At 36.7% G+C, this 20,707-nt stretch carries 21 protein-coding genes; 11 read left to right on the top strand and 10 right to left on the bottom strand.

What is annotated here, in order from left to right; all coding sequences use genetic code 11:
* Positions 1 to 1,338, bottom strand: a complete 1,338-nt coding sequence (ftsY, locus tag ACQVD9_RS02430; protein WP_492089219.1) for a signal recognition particle-docking protein FtsY — start codon at positions 1,336 to 1,338, stop codon at positions 1 to 3.
* A gap of 174 nt (positions 1,339 to 1,512) precedes the next feature.
* On the opposite strand from ftsY, the gene ACQVD9_RS02435 reads away from it, so the two are divergent.
* The 3 genes from ACQVD9_RS02435 to rsmD are packed head-to-tail and all read left to right on the top strand — an operon-like array spanning position 1,513 to position 4,866.
* Positions 1,513 to 2,859: a M16 family metallopeptidase gene (locus ACQVD9_RS02435; protein WP_413774175.1), complete on the top strand. Its 1,347-nt coding sequence runs from the start codon at positions 1,513 to 1,515 to the stop codon at positions 2,857 to 2,859.
* Positions 2,852 to 4,297, top strand: coding sequence for a M16 family metallopeptidase (locus ACQVD9_RS02440; RefSeq protein ID WP_264747292.1), 1,446 nt, complete (start codon positions 2,852 to 2,854; stop codon positions 4,295 to 4,297). Before ACQVD9_RS02435 ends, ACQVD9_RS02440 begins: the two co-directional genes overlap by 8 nt.
* Complete coding sequence (gene rsmD / locus ACQVD9_RS02445) at positions 4,294 to 4,866, top strand: 16S rRNA (guanine(966)-N(2))-methyltransferase RsmD (protein WP_264747293.1); 573 nt, start codon at positions 4,294 to 4,296, stop codon at positions 4,864 to 4,866. The genes ACQVD9_RS02440 and rsmD overlap by 4 nt, the downstream gene beginning before the upstream one ends.
* Before the next feature lie 48 nt (positions 4,867 to 4,914).
* On the opposite strand, the gene ACQVD9_RS02450 is transcribed toward rsmD, so the two are convergent.
* The 6 genes from ACQVD9_RS02450 to ACQVD9_RS02475 form a co-directional block, all read right to left on the bottom strand.
* Positions 4,915 to 6,225 carry a haloacid dehalogenase-like hydrolase gene (locus ACQVD9_RS02450; RefSeq protein ID WP_264747294.1) on the bottom strand — a complete coding sequence of 437 codons (1,311 nt, stop codon included), beginning with the start codon at positions 6,223 to 6,225 and terminating at the stop codon, positions 4,915 to 4,917.
* Between the two features lie 210 nt (positions 6,226 to 6,435).
* The gene (bfr, locus tag ACQVD9_RS02455) at positions 6,436 to 6,912 is read right to left on the bottom strand and encodes a bacterioferritin (protein ID WP_264747295.1); all 477 of its coding nucleotides are present in this window, start codon (positions 6,910 to 6,912) and stop codon (positions 6,436 to 6,438) included.
* A 110-nt stretch (positions 6,913 to 7,022) separates the two neighbouring features.
* Positions 7,023 to 7,247 carry a bacterioferritin-associated ferredoxin gene (locus ACQVD9_RS02460; RefSeq protein ID WP_264747296.1) on the bottom strand — a complete coding sequence of 75 codons (225 nt, stop codon included), beginning with the start codon at positions 7,245 to 7,247 and terminating at the stop codon, positions 7,023 to 7,025.
* Positions 7,248 to 7,352: 105 nt separating this feature from the next.
* Positions 7,353 to 8,219 (bottom strand): 4-(cytidine 5'-diphospho)-2-C-methyl-D-erythritol kinase, encoded by an 867-nt coding sequence (ispE, locus tag ACQVD9_RS02465; RefSeq protein ID WP_264747297.1) that lies wholly within the window; start codon positions 8,217 to 8,219, stop codon positions 7,353 to 7,355.
* Between the two features lie 14 nt (positions 8,220 to 8,233).
* Positions 8,234 to 8,881, bottom strand: coding sequence for a lipoprotein insertase outer membrane protein LolB (gene lolB, locus ACQVD9_RS02470; RefSeq protein WP_264747298.1), 648 nt, complete (start codon positions 8,879 to 8,881; stop codon positions 8,234 to 8,236).
* A 3-nt stretch (positions 8,882 to 8,884) separates the two neighbouring features.
* On the bottom strand, positions 8,885 to 10,606 hold the full coding sequence (locus tag ACQVD9_RS02475) for a tetratricopeptide repeat protein (protein ID WP_264747299.1): 1,722 nt from the start codon (positions 10,604 to 10,606) through the stop codon (positions 8,885 to 8,887).
* A gap of 360 nt (positions 10,607 to 10,966) precedes the next feature.
* On the opposite strand from ACQVD9_RS02475, the gene prfA reads away from it, so the two are divergent.
* The 3 genes from prfA to ACQVD9_RS02490 all read left to right on the top strand — a co-directional run bounded on the left by prfA (position 10,967) and on the right by ACQVD9_RS02490 (position 14,345).
* On the top strand, positions 10,967 to 12,049 hold the full coding sequence (prfA, locus tag ACQVD9_RS02480; protein WP_264747300.1) for a peptide chain release factor 1: 1,083 nt from the start codon (positions 10,967 to 10,969) through the stop codon (positions 12,047 to 12,049).
* Between the two features lie 183 nt (positions 12,050 to 12,232).
* Positions 12,233 to 12,964, top strand: coding sequence for an osmolarity response regulator transcription factor OmpR (ompR, locus tag ACQVD9_RS02485; RefSeq protein WP_264747301.1), 732 nt, complete (start codon positions 12,233 to 12,235; stop codon positions 12,962 to 12,964).
* A 49-nt stretch (positions 12,965 to 13,013) separates the two neighbouring features.
* On the top strand, positions 13,014 to 14,345 hold the full coding sequence (locus ACQVD9_RS02490) for an ATP-binding protein (protein ID WP_264747302.1): 1,332 nt from the start codon (positions 13,014 to 13,016) through the stop codon (positions 14,343 to 14,345).
* A 6-nt stretch (positions 14,346 to 14,351) separates the two neighbouring features.
* On the opposite strand, the gene cysQ is transcribed toward ACQVD9_RS02490, so the two are convergent.
* Both cysQ and nudE read right to left on the bottom strand, forming a co-directional pair.
* Positions 14,352 to 15,170: a 3'(2'),5'-bisphosphate nucleotidase CysQ gene (cysQ, locus tag ACQVD9_RS02495; RefSeq protein WP_264747303.1), complete on the bottom strand. Its 819-nt coding sequence runs from the start codon at positions 15,168 to 15,170 to the stop codon at positions 14,352 to 14,354.
* Positions 15,164 to 15,730 (bottom strand): ADP compounds hydrolase NudE, encoded by a 567-nt coding sequence (gene nudE / locus ACQVD9_RS02500; RefSeq protein ID WP_264747304.1) that lies wholly within the window; start codon positions 15,728 to 15,730, stop codon positions 15,164 to 15,166. The genes cysQ and nudE overlap by 7 nt, the downstream gene beginning before the upstream one ends.
* A 64-nt stretch (positions 15,731 to 15,794) precedes the next feature.
* On the opposite strand from nudE, the gene yrfG reads away from it, so the two are divergent.
* From yrfG to folD, 5 genes are all read left to right on the top strand, one after another.
* Positions 15,795 to 16,448: a GMP/IMP nucleotidase gene (yrfG, locus tag ACQVD9_RS02505; RefSeq protein ID WP_264747305.1), complete on the top strand. Its 654-nt coding sequence runs from the start codon at positions 15,795 to 15,797 to the stop codon at positions 16,446 to 16,448.
* A gap of 285 nt (positions 16,449 to 16,733) precedes the next feature.
* Entirely contained in the window at positions 16,734 to 17,123 is a 390-nt protein-coding gene (locus ACQVD9_RS02510; RefSeq protein WP_264747306.1) for a DUF4398 domain-containing protein, read from the top strand.
* 73 nt (positions 17,124 to 17,196) lie between these two features.
* Entirely contained in the window at positions 17,197 to 17,916 is a 720-nt protein-coding gene (locus ACQVD9_RS02515; RefSeq protein ID WP_264747307.1) for an OmpA family protein, read from the top strand.
* Positions 17,917 to 18,005: 89 nt separating this feature from the next.
* Entirely contained in the window at positions 18,006 to 18,407 is a 402-nt protein-coding gene (locus tag ACQVD9_RS02520; RefSeq protein ID WP_264747308.1) for an SMI1/KNR4 family protein, read from the top strand.
* Positions 18,408 to 18,490: 83 nt separating this feature from the next.
* Positions 18,491 to 19,345 carry a bifunctional methylenetetrahydrofolate dehydrogenase/methenyltetrahydrofolate cyclohydrolase FolD gene (folD, locus tag ACQVD9_RS02525; RefSeq protein ID WP_264747309.1) on the top strand — a complete coding sequence of 285 codons (855 nt, stop codon included), beginning with the start codon at positions 18,491 to 18,493 and terminating at the stop codon, positions 19,343 to 19,345.
* A gap of 54 nt (positions 19,346 to 19,399) precedes the next feature.
* Here the strand turns inward: folD and hflX are convergent, their stop codons facing one another.
* On the bottom strand, positions 19,400 to 20,698 hold the full coding sequence (hflX, locus tag ACQVD9_RS02530) for a ribosome rescue GTPase HflX (RefSeq protein WP_264747310.1): 1,299 nt from the start codon (positions 20,696 to 20,698) through the stop codon (positions 19,400 to 19,402).
* Positions 20,699 to 20,707: the final 9 nt, after the last annotated feature.

The following is a 20,707-nucleotide window of genomic DNA, read 5'->3' on the forward strand; positions in this document are numbered from 1 at the left end:
TTAATCCTTAAAGATTGCCTGTACAAAGGGCTCTGCCTCAAAAGGACGCAAATCATCAATGCCTTCACCTACACCAATATAGCGAATAGGTAACTGCATTTGATTGGCTAAGGCGAAGATTACTCCACCTTTTGCGGTACCATCTAATTTAGTTAATGCAATACCAGATAACTCTACTGATTGATTAAATAATTTTGCCTGACTTAGCGCATTTTGTCCTGTACCTGCATCTAACACTAATAATGTTTCATGAGGTGCTGTGTCATCAATTTTAGTGATAACACGTTTTACTTTTTTCAATTCTTCCATAAGGTTTTCTTTATTATGGAGTCTGCCTGCTGTATCAGCAATTAGCACATCCATCCCTTTGGATCTGGCCGATTGTACAGCGTCAAAAATAACAGAAGCAGAGTCAGCGCCTGTATGTTGTGCAACAACAGGAATATTATTACGCTCACCCCATACTTGCAATTGTTCAACAGCCGCTGCGCGGAAAGTATCGCCAGCAGCTAACATCACTTTTTTACCTTGTTGCTGTAATTTTTTGGCTAGTTTCCCAATAGTGGTTGTTTTACCTGCACCATTAACCCCTACGACTAAAATAACGTAAGGAGAGTGATTTTTTTCTATAGTCAATGGTTGTTCTACGGGTTTTAGCATTGCCACTAATTCTTCTTTTAGTGCTTGGTAAAGTGCACCACTATCAGCAAGTTGATCACGTTTTATTTTTTGAGTTAAGCTTTCAATAATGCTATTAGTCGCCTCAAAACCAACATCAGAAGTTAATAGTAATGTTTCTATTTCTTCTAATAAATCATCATCAATTTCTTTTTTGCCCAAAAAGATACTGGCAATCCCTTCACCAAAAGAGGCACTAGTTTTTGCTAAACCTTGTTTAAGGCGTGCAAAAAAACCTTTCTTTTCAGTAGGGGTGGAGCTATTATTTTCTGGTTCTGGTTCTGGTTCTGGTTCTGGTTCTGGTTCTGGTTCTGGTTCTGGTTCTGGTTCTGGTTCTGGTTCTGGTTCTGGTTCTGGTTCTGGAGTTTCTATTGTTTCACTAATTTGCTCTGCTATAGTAATAGTTTCCTCAACTGTTTCTACTGATACAGTTTTAGAGGGTTCAACAATAGTATCAATTTGTGGCTCTTCTGCAATAGCAGGTTCACTTTCTGGTGATGTTGAAACGGATTCAGTTGTTTCTGTTATAGTTTCTTCTATAGATAAAGGCTCATCCACTACAACTGTTTCTTCAGTTTTAGGTTTGCGACGAAGCCAACCGAAAAGCCCTTTCTTTTCTTTCTCTTCTTTGGTGGGTTGATTATCTTTAGAGTCTGACATGCGCCTATTATCTCAATAACAAATATAATATATAAATTATGTAACAAAGCACTGGGTGATAAATAATAACTGACTTTGCTACATTATAAATAATAAATGTATTATCCTAACATATTGCTGTTGGATGTCAGTATTTAATAATACTATATTTTCTACTAAGAATAGGTAAACTTAATGATTGTTCGTCGTATTGTAATGTTTCTAAGCATTACAGGTTTTTCTTTAAGTGCATTAGCTACACCTGCACAGCCTACCCATGAATTTACTTTAGATAATGGCTTGAAAGTGATTGTTAGAGAAGACCATCGTGCACCTGTGGTTGTTTCACAGTTATGGTATAAAGTAGGGTCAAGTCTTGAAGCGCCAGGTTCTACAGGCTTATCGCATGTGTTAGAGCATATGATGTTTAAAGGTAGTAGTAAAGCTGGTGCAGGTGAAGCATCACAAATATTAAGTAATTTGGGGGTGCAAGAAAATGCTTTCACAGCAGATGATGTTACGGTGTATTACCAAGTTCTAGCAAAAGATCGTTTGCCTGTAGCGCTCGAGTTAGAAGCTGATCGTATGGCGACTTTAAAAATTCCTGCTGATGAATTTGCAAAAGAACTTGAAGTAGTTAAGGAAGAGCGAAGATTACGTACAGATGATAATCCGAATGCTTTAGCTTATGAACGTTTTAGAAGCTTAGCTTATCTCGCCAGCGGATACCATAACCCACCCATTGGTTGGAAGTTTGATTTAGATCGCATGTCTGTAGAAGATTTAAGAGCTTGGTATCATCGTTGGTATGCTCCAAATAATGCAGTATTGGTATTAGTGGGGGATATAACAGTAGATGAGGCTAAAAAACAAGCAAATCGTTGGTTTGCTAAGATCCCAAGAAGTACAGATGTTAACCTTAAAAAGCCTTTTGAGTTAGCAACTCCAGGTGAACGTCAATTAACTATACATGTTAAAGCACAACTACCTACTTTACTCATGGGGTTTAATGTTCCTAGTTTATCTACTGCGGATAATAAACGCGAAGTTTATACGTTAGAGTTAATCGCTGCCTTGCTCGATGGTGGTAATAGCGCTCGTTTAACAACAGACCTAGAACTTAAACAAGAGTTAGTAACAGGGGCAGGGATTGGTTATTCATCTGTTAGGCGTGGTGATAGTCTTTTTATGTTTAGTGCATTACCTAATGTACAGAAAGGTAAAACAATTGAAGAGGTAGAAAAGGGGATTTGGCAGTTGTTAGATCAACTTAAAACAACTAAACCTTCTGCCGAAGAGTTAGAAAGAGTAAGGGCTCAGTTAATCGCTTCATTAGTTTATTCACGTGACTCTATCTCTAGTCAAGCAATGACCATAGGAATGTTAGAGGCGCTTGATTTACCATGGCAGTTAGCTGATACAGAGTTAGATGAGTTGAATGCTGTAACACCAGAAGATATTCAAAATGTAGCCAAAAAATATTTTACCCGCGATCGTTTAACAACAGCTTATGTATTACCAGAGGAGAATAAAAATGACTAATTGGAAAAAACTAGTGATAGCTATCCAGTTAGGATTAGTGTGTTCTTTTGGTAGTATTTCTTACAGTTGGGCTGATACAGCGATTAAACTAAAGTTAGAGTCTGTAGCAGAGTTAGGCCAATCAGCTCCTGTTGGCCGTCATCTAAATATTCAGCAGTGGCAGACTAGTGCGGGTAGTAAAGTATTATTTGTAGAGGCTCATGAGCTACCTATGTTTGATGTTCAATTAACATTTGCAGCAGGTAGTAGTCATGATGGAGATAAGCCTGGGTTGGCGCTATTAACAAATGGAATGTTAAATGAAGGTGTTAAAGGCATGGACGTAACAGCTATTGCCAAGACTTTTGAGGGGGTAGGAGCGAATTTTGGTAATGGTTCTTATCGAGATATGGCAATTGTATCATTACGTAGTTTGACTGATCCTAAAAAAAGCCAAGTGGCTGTAGATTTATTAACGAAAGTGATTAGTGAACCAACTTTTCCTGAAAACTCTTTTGAGCGTATTAAAAATCAGCTATTAACTGGTTTTGAGATTGATAAGAAAACACCGGGTAGGTTAATTACTAAAGAATTTTACAATAAGCTTTATGGTGATCATCCTTATGCACATAGTAGTGATGGTAATCCTGAAAGTATTAAAGCGATAACTATTGCAGACCTTAAGAAATTTTATCAAGCAACTTATAACTCAAAAAATGTAGTTATTGCTATTGTTGGGGATTTATCGAAGCAGCAAGCTGAGGAGTTAGCAGAAAAGATCTCATCCTCTTTACCTAAAGGAGAAACATTAGCTACAGTGGAAGCACCTAAACCAGTGAAAGCAGGTAACTATCATACTGAGTTTTCTTCTCAACAAACGCATATAGTTTTAGGTCAGTTGGGTGTGACGCGTAATGATCCTGATTATCCTGCCTTATATGTAGGTAATCAAATTCTTGGCGGTAGTGGTTTAACTTCTCGATTGATGCAAGAGGTGAGGGAGCGTCGTGGTTTAACTTATGGAATTTATTCAGGGTTTTCTACTATGCAGGCTGCTGGGCCTTTTAGTATAGGCTTGCAAACACGTGCTGAAATGGCGGATGGTTCTTTGGCGCTTATTAAAGATATTGTACGTGAATATTTAGCTAATGGTCCTACAGAGCAGGAGTTAAATGATGCAAAACGTGAAATATCAGGAAGTTTTCCATTATCTAATGCTAGCAATAGTAATATAGTATCTCAATTGGGGGCTATTGGTTTTTATAACTTGCCTTTAAATTATTTAGAGGATTTTATTAAACAAATAGAAGCATTAACACCAGAACAAATTAAGCAAGCAATGAATAAACATCTGAAAATGGAGGATTTTATTGTGGTGACAGTAGGTCCTACCGTTAAACAACAGCCATTACCAACGCCTACTGCACCTAAAAAACAGCCAATGGGAGTACCTCATTGAGTAAGGGTTCAGCTAAGCAAGGACAGTTGCGTATTATTGGTGGTGAGTGGCGTAGCCGTAAAGTAAGTTTTATAGATGCTGAGGGGCTACGACCGACACCCGATAGAGTTAGAGAAACACTGTTTAATTGGTTGGCTCCTTATATTGAAGGGGCGGCAGTATTAGATCTTTTTGCAGGTAGTGGTGCTTTATCATTAGAAGCGCTTTCTCGAGGTGCGGTTAGTGCAACAATACTTGATATAAACCATCAGGTAATTAGTAACTTAAAAAGCCAATTGCAAATTTTAAATTGCCAGCGTGCTACTTTGATTAATCAAAGTGCATTGTTGTTTTTACAAAAACAGGCGACTAAACAGTTTGATGTAGTGTTTTTAGACCCACCTTTTAGGAAAGATATGTTGCAGCAGGCTTGTCAGTTATTGGCAGATAATGGTTGGTTGGCTAATAAAGCATGGGTTTATACAGAAAGTGAGATAATGCCATCTCAATTATTAATGCCTACAAATTGGCAACTATATAGGGAAAAGAAAGCAGGGCAAGTTTATTATAGTTTGTGGTTATCTCAATAGGTACAGATTAAGCTGGCTTAACTTATTAGGTTAAGCCAGCATAAGTGATTAACGTAAAGCTTGGCCTTCTTTAGCACCTAACTTAACAGTTTTTTGGTTACCGGTGTATAAACCAGTGTTTTCATCACGACCTTGCAATAAGTATTTTGCATCAGGTTTTTTGTAAGTATCTACTGCTACTTTAGAGAACTTACCAATATCAGTAGTAGGTTTTCTTAAGCGATTAATGATAATTACAGCTTTAGTATCAGCAAAATCTTGAGCCATATTTTGGTCGCCTTCACTATCACCAGCAACTAAAATAGGTCCTTTATTGTTGTATTTAGGCGCAATTAAACGCTTAATTTCAACAGTTTTTCCTGGGCCTTGGGTTTGGTTAAAACCTTTACGGAATTCAGGTTGAATAACACCATTAGCATCACGTTCTAATTCCATAGCGATAACTTTACTAGCTGGGTTGTTATAACCAAATTTAGGATTAGAAGAAACCTCTTTAATTACATCAATAAATGATGCTGAACAAACCCATACATCAATACCTGCTTCTCTTAGTTTATGATAAAGATCTTGCATTTCTGGTACTAAACGTAAACCGTTGTGCCATGTTGTAGAGATTTGACCTGCTTTACTTGCAATTGCAGGGCTTGTCCAAGTAACATCTGCAATAGGTTGAGTGGCCTGCCAATCAACAGTTCCAGCAGTTAGTTTAGCAACATCATGTTCAGTTAAGCCTGTGAATAAATAAGTTACCCAAGGATAAGAAAGAGAGGCATCAAAAGAATTACCTATAGCCGTGTAGAGATAACGTAATTTAGTGGAGAACTCTTTATATTGATCTGTTTTCTTGATATCTGCTAATGACTTTTTCCCTTTCATTTGGTCAAAGTTGTTATAGATCCATGTATAGTTATTTACAATATCTTGAGCAATAAGATCAATGTTAACAGGTTTTCCTGCTAAATTGTTATCATCAGCAGTGAAATTGTCACTAGGTACATTCATTCTGAGAACTTTATTTAAAGTCTCTGGTGTCATTTTAAAATATAAGTGTTCGATTTGATAAACTAATAATGCTTCTTGAATGTCCAAGAATATTGAAGTGTTATCCCAGTCAAAAACAGCATAAGGTGGATTATTAGGATCATAATTAGGGCTAGTCTTGCCATAAGTTGCAATCAAATTATTAAGTTGATCGCGGTTGAAGCTATCCCAATTACCTTTGATAAGTTGAGGAGCAGTAACCTTGGTTGTTTGGACACTGGTTACGGGATTAGTTTTAGCAACTTCTGCTAAAGCGTGCGTAGTAACCAAGCCTGTTGCTGCGGCTAATGCGATGATTAATTTACTAACTTTAAGCATAATGACTCCTGTTTGTATATATAACTTTGTACGTATAACTATTTGTTACTATAAAGAAATAAATTAGAAAGAAGTATGTTGATTTTTGTTTGGCTGATATGGGTCAGGCTTACAGATAAATTTCCAAAATTTGTTATTATTAGAATTGTTAATTTTGATATGCAGAATAAAAGGCTGACTAAGTTAATAATAAGTCAGCCTTTTTAAATGTTAATCTTCTTTTTCAATACCGTTTTGTAGGTAGTTTTGAATACCCATTTTTTCAATTAAACCTACTTGTGCTTCTAACCAGTCGATATGATCTTCTTCTTCCTTTAAAATCCGTTTTAGCATATCACGACTGACATAATCACCACTACTTTCACAATAAGTAACAGCTTCGCGTATATCAGCAGTAGACTTTTCTTTTTGTTTCAAATCGCAATTAAGCATTTCTTCAGTATTTTCACCAATGAGTAATTTATTTAAGTCTTGTAAGTTAGGGATACCTTCTAAAAATAGGATACGCTCAATTACTCGATCAGCCTGTTTCATTTCTTTAATAGAGTAGTGATAAGATTGGTGACCCAAACCCTCTAGTCCCCAATCATTGTACATGCGAGAGTGTAAGAAAAATTGGTTAATCGCAACCAGCTGGTTTCCTAGAACTTTATTTAGGTGTTGAATAACGATTTTGTCGCCTTTCATTGTTATATTCCCAGTAAGACTTTTTTTTATTGTGCGTTGGGAAAACAAAAAAGTCAAATAGCCTTGAGTATTAGGTGATTGAACAAGAATGAGAATTACAATTATTTTTATTAAAAGTTAACTAATTCGGCTGGATTAAAGTGAGCCACCATAGGATTGCTTAATTGTGATTCAGTAATAGTTTCTTTAACTATTTGTTTGGCCAAACAACCACACTTGCCACATTGATTAGCAATATCAAGTGCTTGTCTAACTTCTTTATAGCTACAGCAACCATCATTCACAGCATCACGTATATCTTTATCAGTAATACCTTGGCATAGACAAACATACATCTTATTTATTACTCCACAATAGTAAGTAATGTAAATATTAATTTAAATGATAATCATTGTCAATAAGTTATTGGTAATTATTCTTATTTGTTATTGTCTATTAAATCAAATGATTAGATTTATTTTTTGATGTAGTGGAGAAAAATTTACACTTCTTGCTATAAAACAATCAACTTTATTGATAAGTTGTTGCTGGGCAGTTAATGCCTGCTGTTCTGTAGAGAAAGAGGCAAATAAACAGGCTCCTGTTCCTGTAAGTTTAGTAGGTGCTAATTTACTCATTATTAGGAAAGCATCTCGTACAGCAGGGTAGTGATTAAGAACAATAGCTTGGCAATCATTGTGGCCTTCAATGGTTAGTGCCTGCTGATAGGTGATTGTAGGTGTATTTCTAGGTAGCATGGGGTCACTAAATATAGTAGCAGTTCTAATAGCTACTTTAGGAATAGCCACGAGAAACCATAATTCAGGTGGTGTTATAGGTGTTAGTTGTTCACCTATACCTTCTGCAAAAGCAGCTTTGCCTTGTACAAAAACAGGAACATCTGCACCCAATTGTAAACCTAGTTTTGCTAGTGTCGTTAAATCAAGATTCAATTGCCATAGTTGGTTCAGTGCTAATAAAGTAGTAGCAGCATTTGAACTACCACCCCCAATTCCACCACCCATAGGTAATTTTTTATCAATCCAAATATCAGCACCTAATGGGGTATTTGCATAGTTCTTTAAGAGGTTTGCTGCTTTAACAATTAAATTGTCATTGTGGGGGACATTTTCAAAAATAGTATGTAGCTTGACCTCACCATCTTCACGGCAATTAAAGGCTAACTTATCGGCATAATCTAAGAATTGAAAAATAGTTTGTAAGTTATGATAACCATCTGCACGTTTGCCAAGTATATGTAGAAATAGATTTAACTTGGCAGGTGCAGGTAAAACTAATGAGGCATGATCTGGAAATAAATTAGTCATTGAATAATCTATTATTAGTTAATACTAGCAATCTCTTTACCCATTTTTCTTAGTGTCCACTGTTTAGTCACCAAGGTAACACGAATATCTTGGTTGTTAGCAATAATACGTTCAGGTAACCAGTAGCCAGCATGATTTTGGTAATCGCGGTACTCTATTGTCCAACCAGCTTGTTTTAATTCTTGCAAACGGCTATCCATATTTAAAGTATGGGTATAAGGCGTATCTGGGGCTGGTAGACCTTTTATCCACCAAATAAGATTTGATACAGGAATATTCCAACCCAGTTGTTGTTGTAATAACTCTTCTGGTGTCGCAGCAGTGTAACGACCTTGCCCAGATATCTCAATGGTTACATCGCCTTTTTTGCCTACTATACGGGTAGCACCACGGCCCAGTGGTCCAGAAAGACGGATATCATAATAATCAAATTGTTGTAACCAAAATAACGTAGCACTACCTGATTCTTTACCTGCTCTAATTCCGACTTTGCCATCTACTTGCCAAGTAGTTAGTTCAGCAATTTTAGTTTGGTGTTGTTGCCAAAGTTTTTCGTTAGGTCCAATTATATGTGGTGTTTTTTTAGTAGTGAAAAGTCCACAACCTGTCATTAATAGCAGAAGACTGATAATGAATGTTGAGCGTAAATAAGAAGATAACATAATCTATAATTCCTCAGCTCCAGTTAAGCGTTTAATAGTTTTTTGGAGTGTTTTATTGGTTGGGTTGTCTTTTAATGCTTTAGACCAAATATCTTTTGCTTGCTGCTGCTCACCCTTTTTCCATAATACTTCACCTAAGTGGGCGGCTACATCAGGATCAGGATAACTATCATAAGCTTGCTGTAAGTATTTTTTCGCAGCTGTTAGGTCACCAAGTTTGTATTTGACCCAACCAAGGCTATCTAAGGCAGCAGGATTTGCTGGGTTTATTTTTAATGCACGTTCAATCAGGGTTAAGGCTTCCTGATAACGAGTAGTTCTATCTGTTAAAATATAGCCTAGCGCATTAATAGCCGAGTCGTTATTAGGTTCAAGTCGAATAATATAACGTAAGTCTTTTTCTGCTTGTGGTAAGTTGTTACTTTGTTCGGCTAATAATGCCCGACTATAAAGTAGGCTAGTATTTTTAGGATCAGCTTTTGTTGCTTGATTAATTATTTGCCATGCCTGTGGTAATTTATCTAATTTTTGCAATTCCTCTATCTCAAACAAATAGAGGGGTATAGCTAAATCTGGCTGATTCTTACGAGTGGTGGATAAGAGTTGTTGAGCTTCAGTGATTTGATCACGTTCAAAAAGAATTTTAGCGGTATTGGCAATAGCCGATAAATAGTTTTCTCCACCAGTAACCTGTTTGTAATTAGCTAGTGCTTGGTCTTTATCCCCCTTTTCATTATAGGCGGTGGCTAGGTAATAATAGACAGCATCGGAGTTGATACCATTAGCTAACATTGTTTGTAGGTAACTGATTGCTTCATCCCATTCTTGGTTTTCCAAACAAATCAATACCAAAGCAAAACGTAACTCTTCATCTTCAGGATATTGTTTACTTAATGTTAAGAATTGTTGTTTAGCTTCAGGTAATTTACCTTGGCTAATTAACCGATGAGCAAAACTTAAACGTAATTTTTTATTTTCAGGACGATTTTTAACTTCTTTGTCCAATAGTGCTAATGCTTCCTCAGGTTTGCCTACACTTTGTAATAGAAAAACTTTTAATAGCACCACATTATTTTTTTTCTGTTGCTCTGTGGGTAGCTTTTGAAGGGTAGTTAAAGCTTCCTCAGTGGCTCCATTCTCAGCAAGCAAAATGGCTTTAGTGTAAGTAAGTTGAGCATTGTTGGGATATTTAATGGTAAGTTGATCTGTACTTGCAATTACTTCTTGGCGCGCTTTTTGGGTGAGATTGCTGTTGGTAAGATCTAAAAAATCCAGTTGTTCAGTGTTAGCTAATACTTTGTCGAAGTAGGGTGTAGCCTCACGACCACGTTCGTTTTTAGTTAATTCAACAGCAGCTGCTCTATTAGCGTTTATGTTATTGGGCTCGATAGAAGCCCATAATAAAGCCATATTTAACTGTTGTTTACTATTATCTAGATAGCTAGCCATTTGATAAGCACGTTCAGCTACCTTTGGATCTTTAGTTTGTTGCGCTTGGTTTACATAATTTTCTAATGCTACGTCAAATTGCCCCCGTCGCTCTGCAAATTCAGCGACAAGCAGAGCCGATAAAGAATCTTTAGTGAAAGGTTTTATAATAGGTTTTTCTTTTGGTGATGTATTTGTTATAGGTTGAACAGTATTTTCACCTTGCTTGGTCTCAAATAAGTTGCAGCCACTTAATAGTATTACTGATGTACAAAATAATAAGAAAAACTTATTCATAATCAACCAAAATTAGATATAGAGTCATTTAAAAAAGCTACTAATTTTATTTAAAACCATATTAATAACAACTAGCTATTTATTAGAAAAGGGACAAATATACAATTAGTATACTTGTTTTTAGCTTTCAACAACAATGATAACTAGAGTGGTAAGTTTATTTAATGCTACAATATGCAACATGTTTAATTTATATGTTTAGTCAGTGGATAGTTATGCGTATTGGTCTATATTAGCAAAGATAGCTTAACAAGAAATATACCTTCATATATAGGTGTAAGTATAAAGGGCTGTTGTTTATTAATGTAATATAGAACTAAGCAACAAAAGAATTTAAAAATACTATTGGCTGGTAAAATAATGAAACCTTCCTTATTAAATAAATTAGAGTTATTACAAGATCGCTATGAAGAGATAACAGCTTTATTAGGTGATGCAGAAATCATCAGCGATCAAAATAAATTTCGTGAGTATTCAAAAGAATATGCAGAGATAGAGCCTGTTATTAAAACATTCCGTGACCTTTCCAAAGCACAAGAAGATTTAGCTAGTGCTAAAGAGTTATTGAAAGATTCTGATCCAGATCTAAAAGAAATGGCAGAAGAAGAGGTTAAAACTCAGCAAGAAACCATTGAGACATTAGAGCAAGATTTGCAGAAGATGCTCTTACCTAAAGACCCTAATGATGCTCGTAATGTTTACCTTGAAATTCGTGCAGGAACAGGTGGTGATGAAGCTGCTATTTTTGCAGGAGACTTATTCCGCATGTATTCTCGTTATGCTGAGAAGCGTGGCTGGCGAGTAGAAATATTGTCTGCTAACGAAGGTGAGCATGGTGGTTATAAAGAAGTGATCTCAAGGGTTGAAGGAGAAAATGTTTATAGTTTCTTAAAGTTTGAGTCTGGCGCACACCGTGTACAACGTGTCCCTGAAACAGAATCGCAAGGGCGTGTTCATACTTCTGCGTGTACTGTGGCTGTATTGCCTGAGCCAGACGAGCAACAAGAAATAGAAATTAATCCTGCTGATTTGCGAGTTGATACTTATCGAGCTTCTGGTGCAGGTGGACAGCATATTAATAAAACAGATTCTGCAGTACGTATTACCCATATTCCAACAGGTATTGTGGTAGCCTGTCAGGAAGAGCGTTCACAACATAAAAATCGTGCTAAAGCGATGTCTTGGTTATATGCAAAGCTAAATGATCAACAACAAACAGCTTCACAGCAAGCAATTGCTGATACACGTAAATTATTGGTTGGCTCTGGTGATCGTTCTGAAAGGATTCGTACTTATAATTTTCCACAGGGGCGAGTAACAGATCATCGCATTAATCTAACACTTTATTCATTAGATGATGTGATTGCTGGCAGTGTAGAAGCTGTTATTGAGCCATTGAGAGCGGAATACCAAGCAGACCAATTGGCTGCATTAGGTGATTAATAGATAAATTAAGGCAGTAGTATAGAAAATATTATTGCCTTAAAATTAAATTAGAAAAATATTTTAACAATGCTGTTTAGCCTATCTTTAATAAATCAGTCATACTATATATAACAATGATTATTTTAATTATATTATTTACAACAAAGTATGTTGTTGTAATTTGATTATCAAGGAGCTCATATGACAGCAAACCAATCACAAGAAGGCGAGAAAATTTTAATTATTGATGACGATGCAAGACTTCGTCGACTTCTTGAGCGTTTCCTAGCTGAGGAAGGCTTTCGTGTCAAAGCTGTTGAAGATACCGAGCAGATGGATAGATTATTAAGCCGTGAGTTATTCAATCTAATTGTGCTTGATTTAATGATGCCAGGTGAAGATGGTATGAGTGCTTGTCAGCGACTCCGTAGTCAAGGTAATAAAACACCTATTATTATGTTGACAGCAAAAGGCGATGAAGCTAGTCGTATTCAGGGACTTGAAAGTGGTGCAGATGATTACTTACCAAAACCATTTAATCCTCGTGAGTTATTAGCTCGTATTAAAGCAGTATTGCGTCGTCAAACATCACAAATTCCAGGTGCACCAGATACTGAGGATGCAGAGGTTACTTTTGGTGATTATAAATTATCATTAGCAACTCGTGAGCTTTCACATGGTGATAAAGTACATATGTTAACTACTGGCGAATTTGCGGTATTAAAAGCACTAGTACAACACCCAAGAGAGCCATTAACGCGTGATAAATTAATGAGTCTTGCCCGTGGTAGAGAGTGGGATGCTTTAGAGCGTTCTATTGATGTGCAAATTTCTCGTTTACGCCGTATGATTGAAGTTGACCCTGCTAAGCCTCGTTATATTCAAACTGTTTGGGGTGTTGGTTATGTATTTGTGCCTGATGGCGATAAATAATTGATAGCTTTCCTCTCTCAATGAGAGGGGAAAGTTAACTTATCTTTATATGGTAAATAATAAGAAAAAATACAGGGCAGCGTGGCTACCTAAAAGCTTCTTTGCTCGTATGTTATGGCTTATCTTAATCATCGTTCTGTTCTCTAAAGCATTAACACTAGGTTATTTAGTTTTAAATGAAGATGTATTAGTTGATAGGCAGTATAGTCATGGTGCAGCCATGCTAGCTAGGGCTTATTGGTCAGTAGATGGGGATAGCCGTGATGATATTGCTATTGCCGCAGGTATTTTATGGAAACCTGATAATGAAGCTCCTCTTGGTGAATACCACTGGCCTTATTCAGATATTTTCCAACGGCAAATTCAGAGTGAACTAGGGGCAGATGCTAGTACACGTTTAATCATAGGTAAATATATTTCTTCTTTATGGGTAAGCGCACCAAGTCTTGGCCCTGGTTGGTTAGAAATTCCTATGTATCCTCATCCTTTGCGTGGACAACAAATTTGGCGAGTGCTTGCTTGGTTTATTGGTATTGTTTCTTTATCAATGTTTACAGCAGGTATTTTTGTACTTCAGCTTAACCAACCACTAAAGCGTTTGGTATTTGCTGCCAGACAATTAGGTAAAGGTAAAAGTGTTCGTTTACCTATTAATGATACATTAAGTGAAATGACGGATGTGTATCAAGCTTTTAATCAGATGGCAGAGGATGTAGAGAAAGCTAATAATGAGCGAGATCTTATGTTGGCGGGTGTTTCTCATGATTTAAGAACACCTTTAACACGATTACGTCTTTCAGTAGAGTTGATGCATGGTGATGAAGAATTTACTGAAGATATGGTTCGTGATATTGAGGATATGAATGAAATCCTCGATCAGTTTATTGTTTTTATTCGTGATGGTAAGGATGAAGCGTTAGAAGATTTGGATTTAAATGAGTTAGTTGAAGAGGCTGTAGCACCATTTAATCAGAGTGAAGAAAAGGTTAGGTTCTTCTTAGAAGAAATTCCACCTATTCAGGCGCGTCGAGTTTCAATAAAGCGGTTATTAATAAACTTAGTTAATAATGCATTAAATTACTCTCACGACAAAGTAGAAGTGACTACTTATTTAGCCAATAAACATAAATCCCCTTATGTGGTATTAAGTGTATTAGACCGTGGCCCAGGCATTCCAGAAGATGAAATAATGGCAGTATTTAATCCGTTTATGCGAGGAAATCAAGCACGTAGTGGCAAAGGCTCGGGGCTTGGCTTAGCGATTGTTAAACGAGTTGTTGAGCAACATGGTGGGCATATTGAATTGTTAAATCGTGTAGGTGGTGGTTTAGAGGCTAGAGTTAGCTTACCTATTGGTTTAAAACTACCTAATCCTGAGTAATTAGGATTAGGGGAGTTGTTGAATAATATTAAAAATAGAGCTTTTCCATTGAGGCATGTTACCCAGTGCAATAAAGTTAGGGTTTAAATAATCCTGTTTAGCTATATAGTTCAAAGGTTGCCCTGTTTCAGTTAATACACTGCCTCCTGCACCTTCTAATACACCTTGAGCTGCCGCTGTATCCCACTGACAGGTAGGTGCAAAGCGTGGGTAACAATCTGCTTTACCTTCTGCAACTAAACAAAATTTAAGTGAGCTGCCTGCATTTTTTAGAGAGATAGGAATTATATCCTGTAGCCTATCAAGTAATAATTGTTGTTTTTCTGAGCTATGGCGACGACTAGCGACTACAGATAATTGTTGATTATCAGCATCATGACAGTGAATAGCTTGTTTATTACCTTGATCATCTATTCGCCATGCGCCAATATCTTTACCACCAAAATAACAGTAATTAGTAGCAGGAATAAATACCACACCAAAAATAACGGTTCCTTGCTCTATTAAAGCAATATTAATAGTAAAGTCAGTACTGCCTTCAATAAATTCTTTTGTACCATCTAAGGGATCAATAAGCCACCATTGTTGCCATGTTTGACGGATGGTGAAGTCAATTGTACAGTCTTCTTCTGAAAGAATAGGAATATTAGGTGTTAATGTGGCTAACCCTGTCACTAATATTTGGTTAGCGGCTAAGTCTGCTGCTGTAACAGGAGAGTTATCTTGTTTTTTTTCTACTGCAACAGCGTTTCGCCAATAAGGTAAAGTTGCTTGACCTGCTTGTTGAGCTAATTCAATTACTGCAGATAGTAGTTCTGTTAGCATGTAGTAAGCTCACCACGACTAATTAGCAAGTCTCTGACAATATACAGGGCAGCAATAGCACGACCTTCGGTAAAGTTAGGGTTTTGGCTAAGTGTGAATAAATCATTTAGTTTAGCTGTGCTTACTATAATAGGTTCTGGCTCATCACCAACTAATTTTTCTGGATATAGGTCTTGCGCAAGCACGACTTGAATTCTTTGTGCCATATAACTTGGTGAAAGTGTGAGGGAGGTAACATATTCTAGTTTTTTTGCACCATATCCTGCTTCTTCTTTTAATTCGCGATTAGCAGCAGCTAATACGTCCTCATCTTTTTCAATAAGCCCTTTGGGAATAGTAAGTTGATAATCATTAACACCAGCACAGTATTCTTCAATCATAACGAAATGTTCTTTATCTAGCATAGCAACAACCATTACTGCACCTGCGCGCATTCCACTTGCTAGACGCTCATAAGTTCGCTCTTCACCATTGGAAAAGCGTAGTTGTAATTCTTCCACCTTAAACAGTCGAGATGATGCTACAATTCGTTGGCTTAATATGGCAGGTTTTTTTTCCATAGTATTCTCTTTGTTAAAAACACCTTACTATCATAACGTGCTAATGAGTATTTGTGAAAATTATATGTTATTACCTTGGTCTGACATTGAAACAGTTTTTTTAGATATGGATGGTACTTTGCTTGATTTGCATTTTGATAATCATTTTTGGCTAGAATATCTTCCTGAGCGTTATGGTCAAACTTATGGCTTAACTATTGAGCAAGCAAAACAGACTCTCTTAAGTCAATATGCTACATTGCAAGGGAAATTGCAGTGGTATTGTATTGATTATTGGAGTGATGCTTTAAATTTACCTGTTCTTAAATTTAAGGAAGAAATTGCTCATCTTATTAAATGGCGTAATCATGCAGAGTTTTTCTTAAAATTAATTAATGAAATGGGCAAGCAAGTTATTCTAATTACTAACGCCCATCCTAAATCGCTTAATCTAAAAATGCAAAAAGTTGATTTGGCTCCTTGGTTTAAACAAATTATCAGTTCCCATGACTATAATTTTCCAAAAGAAAATCAATACTTTTGGCAACATTTAGGAGAGCGGATAGAATTTAATCCACATACCAGTTTATTTATTGATGATAGTGTTAGCGTTTTGCGTAGTGCTAAACAATATGGAATAAAACATTTATTCGCTATTTATCAACCAGATAGTCAAAAACCACCCTTAATGCATGAACATGAATTTGCTATTATCAAAGATTATATAGATTGTTTTTAATTAAAGAAATATATTGTAATAAACTAAGTGATTAACATTCTTTATTAACTAAAAATCATTAAAAATAAATTAAAATCAATGAGTTGATTGATTTTTGAGTGTCTCTGACAGCATTAAATTAACAATTTGTTAATTGTTTCTTCATAAAAAAGTGATGGACTTGTCTAAAATAATGAACAATTAGACTAATTAATAGTTCTAATATAGAACTGAAAAAATTATATTAAAGTTTCAGTTTTAGAAAATTTCTTAATTAACGAATAAAGTGTAATGGAGTATTAAAATATGACTCTCTTTTCAAAATCTAAGCTAGCATTAGGCGGTGTTATTTTAGCTGGTGGTGTATTAGCTGGTTGCGCTGGCAATCCTCCAACAGCTCAGATGGATGTAGCAAGATTAGCAGTAAATAACGCAGTAGGTGCAGGGGCTACTCAATTTGCTCCAGCTGATATGCAAACCGCTCAAGAACATTTCCGTAAGGCACGTGTTGCGATGGAAGAAAAAGATTTTAAAGCGGCTAAAATATATGCTGAGAGAGCAGAGTGGGATGCGCGTGTAGCAGAGCGTAGAGCGCAAGTAGAAAAAATGAAGTATGTAGATCCAAAAGCTTTAACGCCTACAGATGCACCAGTTCAACCTGTAACAAACGCTATTCCTCCAGCGAATGTTAACTAAGTTTAATTGCTTAGTTAGTTTACAGTTACATAAATGAACATTATTTAATATTTTTACAAAGGAAACTTTGGTTATGCGCAAACATATATTGATTCCATCTCTTTTAGCAGTAGGTTTAACGCTAGCTGCTTGTTCAAATAACCCTAATCCAGATTTAGAAAAAGCACGTGCTGATTTCATTGCATTACAAAACAATCCAAAAGCTAGTCAATGGGCTAACGCTGAAACTGGTGATGCCAGTGCTGCTTTAGATAGAGCGGATAAAGCGTTTCGTGATGGTGAGAACTCAGACAAAGTAAGTGAACTTGCTTATTTATTACAACGTCGTGTTGATCTAGCTAATGCTACTGTTGCATTACGCCAAGAAGAAGAAAACCAACGAGTTAAAGCAAAAGTATTAGATATCGCGAAGCAAACAGCACGTGGTGAAGTAGTAACTTTTGGTGATGTACTATTTTCTGTTGGTAAGGCAGATGTAACTCCATCAGCTTATGTTAATCTTGATAAATTAGCTGTTTATTTAAAACAAAATAAAGAGCGTAAAGTGTTAGTTGAAGGTTTCACTGATAGCACTGGTAGTGATGCATTAAATTTAAAATTATCACAAGCTCGTGCAGATGCAGTAGCACGTGAACTTTCAAATCGTGGTGTTGAATTTGCTCGTATTACCACTCGTGGTTATGGTAAAGCATTCCCTGTAGCAAGCAATAGCAATGCTTCAGATCGTGCTTTAAATCGTCGCGTAGAAGTAACTATTTCTAATGATGATAGACCAGTAGCACCTCGTCGCTAATTATTTAAAATTAGTTAACGTAACCCTGTTGACGTAATAGTTAGAGTAATACACACTCTAACTATTAAATAAGCGGGGTTTTTATTTTGATGGAAGAAATTTTAGAAAGATTACGCGAGCTAGCAGAAGATGTTGCTACTCCCCTTGAATTGCCAGATGAAGAGCAATTGGTTACAGCACAAGAGGAGTTGTTATTACCTATTCCCCGTGATTTTAGGTATTATTTGCTGACCGCAAGTGATGTTATATATGGTCATTTGGAGCCTGCCACTATAGCAGATCCTCATCTTCATACCTATTTGCCAGAAATGGCAGCTACGGCTTGGTCTTATGGTCTACCTAGGTATTTATTGCCCATCTGTGAAATTAATGCAGGTTATTATTGTATTGACCCTGATGGTGTGGTATTGCTTTGGGAAAAGGGTGAACTATCTGAAAAACAATGGGATACTTTGTGGGAATGGATTGCCGAGGTCTGGTTAGAAGAATAGCTTGTGTAAAAATATAAAAAGACTTTATTGTAATAATCACTCTATGAGAAAATAGACATTTTGGTGACTAAATAAATAATACTATGACCGCACAATTAATTGATGGAAAAACCATTGCTGCTAATATTCGTGAAGATATTGCTAGAAAAGTAGCTGATCGCCGCCAACGTGGATTACGCATTCCAGGACTTGCTGTGATCTTGGTGGGTAATGATCCTGCTTCTGAAGTTTATGTTTCTCATAAACGTAAAGATTGTGAGCAGGTAGGATTTATCTCAGAGTCTTATGATTTACCAGTATCTACTACCCAGCAGGAGCTATTAGCACTTATTGATAAGCTAAATGATGATTCTGCTATTGATGGAATTTTAGTGCAGTTACCTCTTCCTGCACATTTAGATGCGGCACCTTTATTGGAAAGAATTCGTCCTGATAAAGATGTTGATGGTTTTCATCCATTTAATATTGGTCGATTGGCTCAACGTAACCCGTTGTTACGCCCTTGTACACCTAAAGGAATTATAAAGCTATTAGAAAGCACTAAAGAGAATCTGTATGGTTTAAATGCAGTTATGGTAGGCGCTTCCAATATTGTTGGGCGTCCTATGGCATTAGAGCTTTTATTGGCGGGCTGTACCACAACGATTACCCATCGTTTTACTAAAGATCTAGCAGTACATGTAGCCAATGCAGATTTGGTGGTGGTTGGTGTAGGTAAACCTGGGCTTGTTAAAGGTGAGTGGATTAAGCCTGGGGCCATTGTCATTGATGTAGGTATTAATCGTATGCCAGATGGTAAATTAGTGGGTGATGTGGAGTTTGAAGAAGCTGCTAAACGAGCTAGTTGGATTACACCTGTACCTGGTGGCGTAGGACCAATGACAAGAGCTTGTTTGCTAGAGAATACGTTATATGCTGCAGAAGAGCTTCATTCCTGATGTGATAGCGTATAAAAAAAGCCACTTATAATAAGTGGCTTTTTTATTATAGAGTCAAACAGTATGTTCTTTTAAAAATAAGTCTCTATCAATGTGTTCTTTGGTTAGTAGACGATTTAAATCTATTTGAGCAATACGAACAGTGAGTAAAGAGTTACCATGTTCATCTGTCTGCTCTTGCTGAACTGAGTTGGTTTCGAAAAAGCGTGCTCTTAATTTACTGAGTGATGGTGATAAACGTAAGGTCCCCGTATAAATATCATCACTTAGTAATTCATCAATGGCCTGTATAAGTAAATCAAGTCCCTGATTATTTTGAGCTGAAAGCCATACTCTTTGCGGTTTGCCATTATCATCTCGTTGAATTTGTGGTTCAACATCCTCCATTAAATCTATTTTATTATAGACCTCTAATAAAGGTATTTTATCTGCGCCTATTTCTTGCAATACTTTTAGTACTTGCTCAATTTGTAACATGCGTTCAGGTTCATGAGCGTCAATAACATGTATGAGTAAATCAGCATTTGATGATTCTTCTAAAGTTGCTCGGAATGCTTCTACTAATTTATGCGGTAAATGGCGAATAAATCCTACCGTATCCGCAAAAACAACACGTCCTTTATCTGGTAGCTCTAAGCGACGCAATGTGGGGTCAAGTGTTGCGAATAATTGATCTGCTGCTAATACTAAAGAGTTGGTTAATGCATTAAATAATGTAGATTTACCCGCATTGGTATAACCTACTAATGATATCAAAGGAACTTCAGCACGTTGTCTACCGCGACGAGCTTGTTCTCGTTGGTTGCGAACTTTCTCTAGCTTCTGCTTTAGTTGTTTAACACGAATTCTTAATAAGCGTCTATCTGTTTCTAACTGGGTTTCACCAGGTCCACGTAAACCAATCCCCCCTTTTTGTCGCTCAAGATGGGTCCAGCCTCTAACTAAGCGAGTGCTCATGTGATCAAGCTGTGCTAGCTCAACCTGTAGTTTACCTTCATGGGTTCTTGCACGTTGTGCAAAAATATCAAGAATAAGGCCCGTACGATCTATAACACGACATTCTAACGCACGTTCTAAATTACGTTCCTGACTGGGGGTAAGGGTATGATTAACAATAACAAGTTCAACTTGTAAAGCTTTAACTTGAGCGTGCAGCTCTTCAACTTTACCAGAACCTATTAAAAACTTAGCGGAGGGTTGGTAACGGTTAATCTCAATAAAAGCTACACACTCAGCACCCGCTGAATGTGCAAGCTCTTGAAACTCTTGAGGGTCTTCTCTTTCATCCATTTCTTGAGTATGCAAATGGATAAGAATAGCCTTTTCACCGCCTTCTGGACGTTCAAACAGCAATATAAACTT

It is taken from the genome of Entomomonas sp. E7T21 (assembly GCF_058693955.1).

Excerpts from the sequence above, each read along its gene's own strand:
- ftsY (WP_492089219.1), bottom strand. The coding sequence starts at position 1,338 with ATGTCAGACTCTAAAGATAATCAACCCACCAAAGAAGAGAAAGAAAAG.
- ACQVD9_RS02435 (WP_413774175.1), top strand. The coding sequence starts at position 1,513 with ATGATTGTTCGTCGTATTGTAATGTTTCTAAGCATTACAGGTTTTTCT.
- ACQVD9_RS02440 (WP_264747292.1), top strand. The coding sequence starts at position 2,852 with ATGACTAATTGGAAAAAACTAGTGATAGCTATCCAGTTAGGATTAGTG.
- ACQVD9_RS02450 (WP_264747294.1), bottom strand. The coding sequence starts at position 6,225 with ATGCTTAAAGTTAGTAAATTAATCATCGCATTAGCCGCAGCAACAGGC.
- bfr (WP_264747295.1), bottom strand. The coding sequence starts at position 6,912 with ATGAAAGGCGACAAAATCGTTATTCAACACCTAAATAAAGTTCTAGGA.
- ACQVD9_RS02460 (WP_264747296.1), bottom strand. The coding sequence starts at position 7,247 with ATGTATGTTTGTCTATGCCAAGGTATTACTGATAAAGATATACGTGAT.
- ispE (WP_264747297.1), bottom strand. The coding sequence starts at position 8,219 with ATGACTAATTTATTTCCAGATCATGCCTCATTAGTTTTACCTGCACCT.
- lolB (WP_264747298.1), bottom strand. The coding sequence starts at position 8,881 with ATGTTATCTTCTTATTTACGCTCAACATTCATTATCAGTCTTCTGCTA.
- ACQVD9_RS02475 (WP_264747299.1), bottom strand. The coding sequence starts at position 10,606 with ATGAATAAGTTTTTCTTATTATTTTGTACATCAGTAATACTATTAAGT.
- prfA (WP_264747300.1), top strand. The coding sequence starts at position 10,967 with ATGAAACCTTCCTTATTAAATAAATTAGAGTTATTACAAGATCGCTAT.
- ompR (WP_264747301.1), top strand. The coding sequence starts at position 12,233 with ATGACAGCAAACCAATCACAAGAAGGCGAGAAAATTTTAATTATTGAT.
- ACQVD9_RS02490 (WP_264747302.1), top strand. The coding sequence starts at position 13,014 with ATGGTAAATAATAAGAAAAAATACAGGGCAGCGTGGCTACCTAAAAGC.
- cysQ (WP_264747303.1), bottom strand. The coding sequence starts at position 15,170 with ATGCTAACAGAACTACTATCTGCAGTAATTGAATTAGCTCAACAAGCA.
- nudE (WP_264747304.1), bottom strand. The coding sequence starts at position 15,730 with ATGGAAAAAAAACCTGCCATATTAAGCCAACGAATTGTAGCATCATCT.
- yrfG (WP_264747305.1), top strand. The coding sequence starts at position 15,795 with ATGTTATTACCTTGGTCTGACATTGAAACAGTTTTTTTAGATATGGAT.
- ACQVD9_RS02510 (WP_264747306.1), top strand. The coding sequence starts at position 16,734 with ATGACTCTCTTTTCAAAATCTAAGCTAGCATTAGGCGGTGTTATTTTA.
- ACQVD9_RS02515 (WP_264747307.1), top strand. The coding sequence starts at position 17,197 with ATGCGCAAACATATATTGATTCCATCTCTTTTAGCAGTAGGTTTAACG.
- ACQVD9_RS02520 (WP_264747308.1), top strand. The coding sequence starts at position 18,006 with ATGGAAGAAATTTTAGAAAGATTACGCGAGCTAGCAGAAGATGTTGCT.
- folD (WP_264747309.1), top strand. The coding sequence starts at position 18,491 with ATGACCGCACAATTAATTGATGGAAAAACCATTGCTGCTAATATTCGT.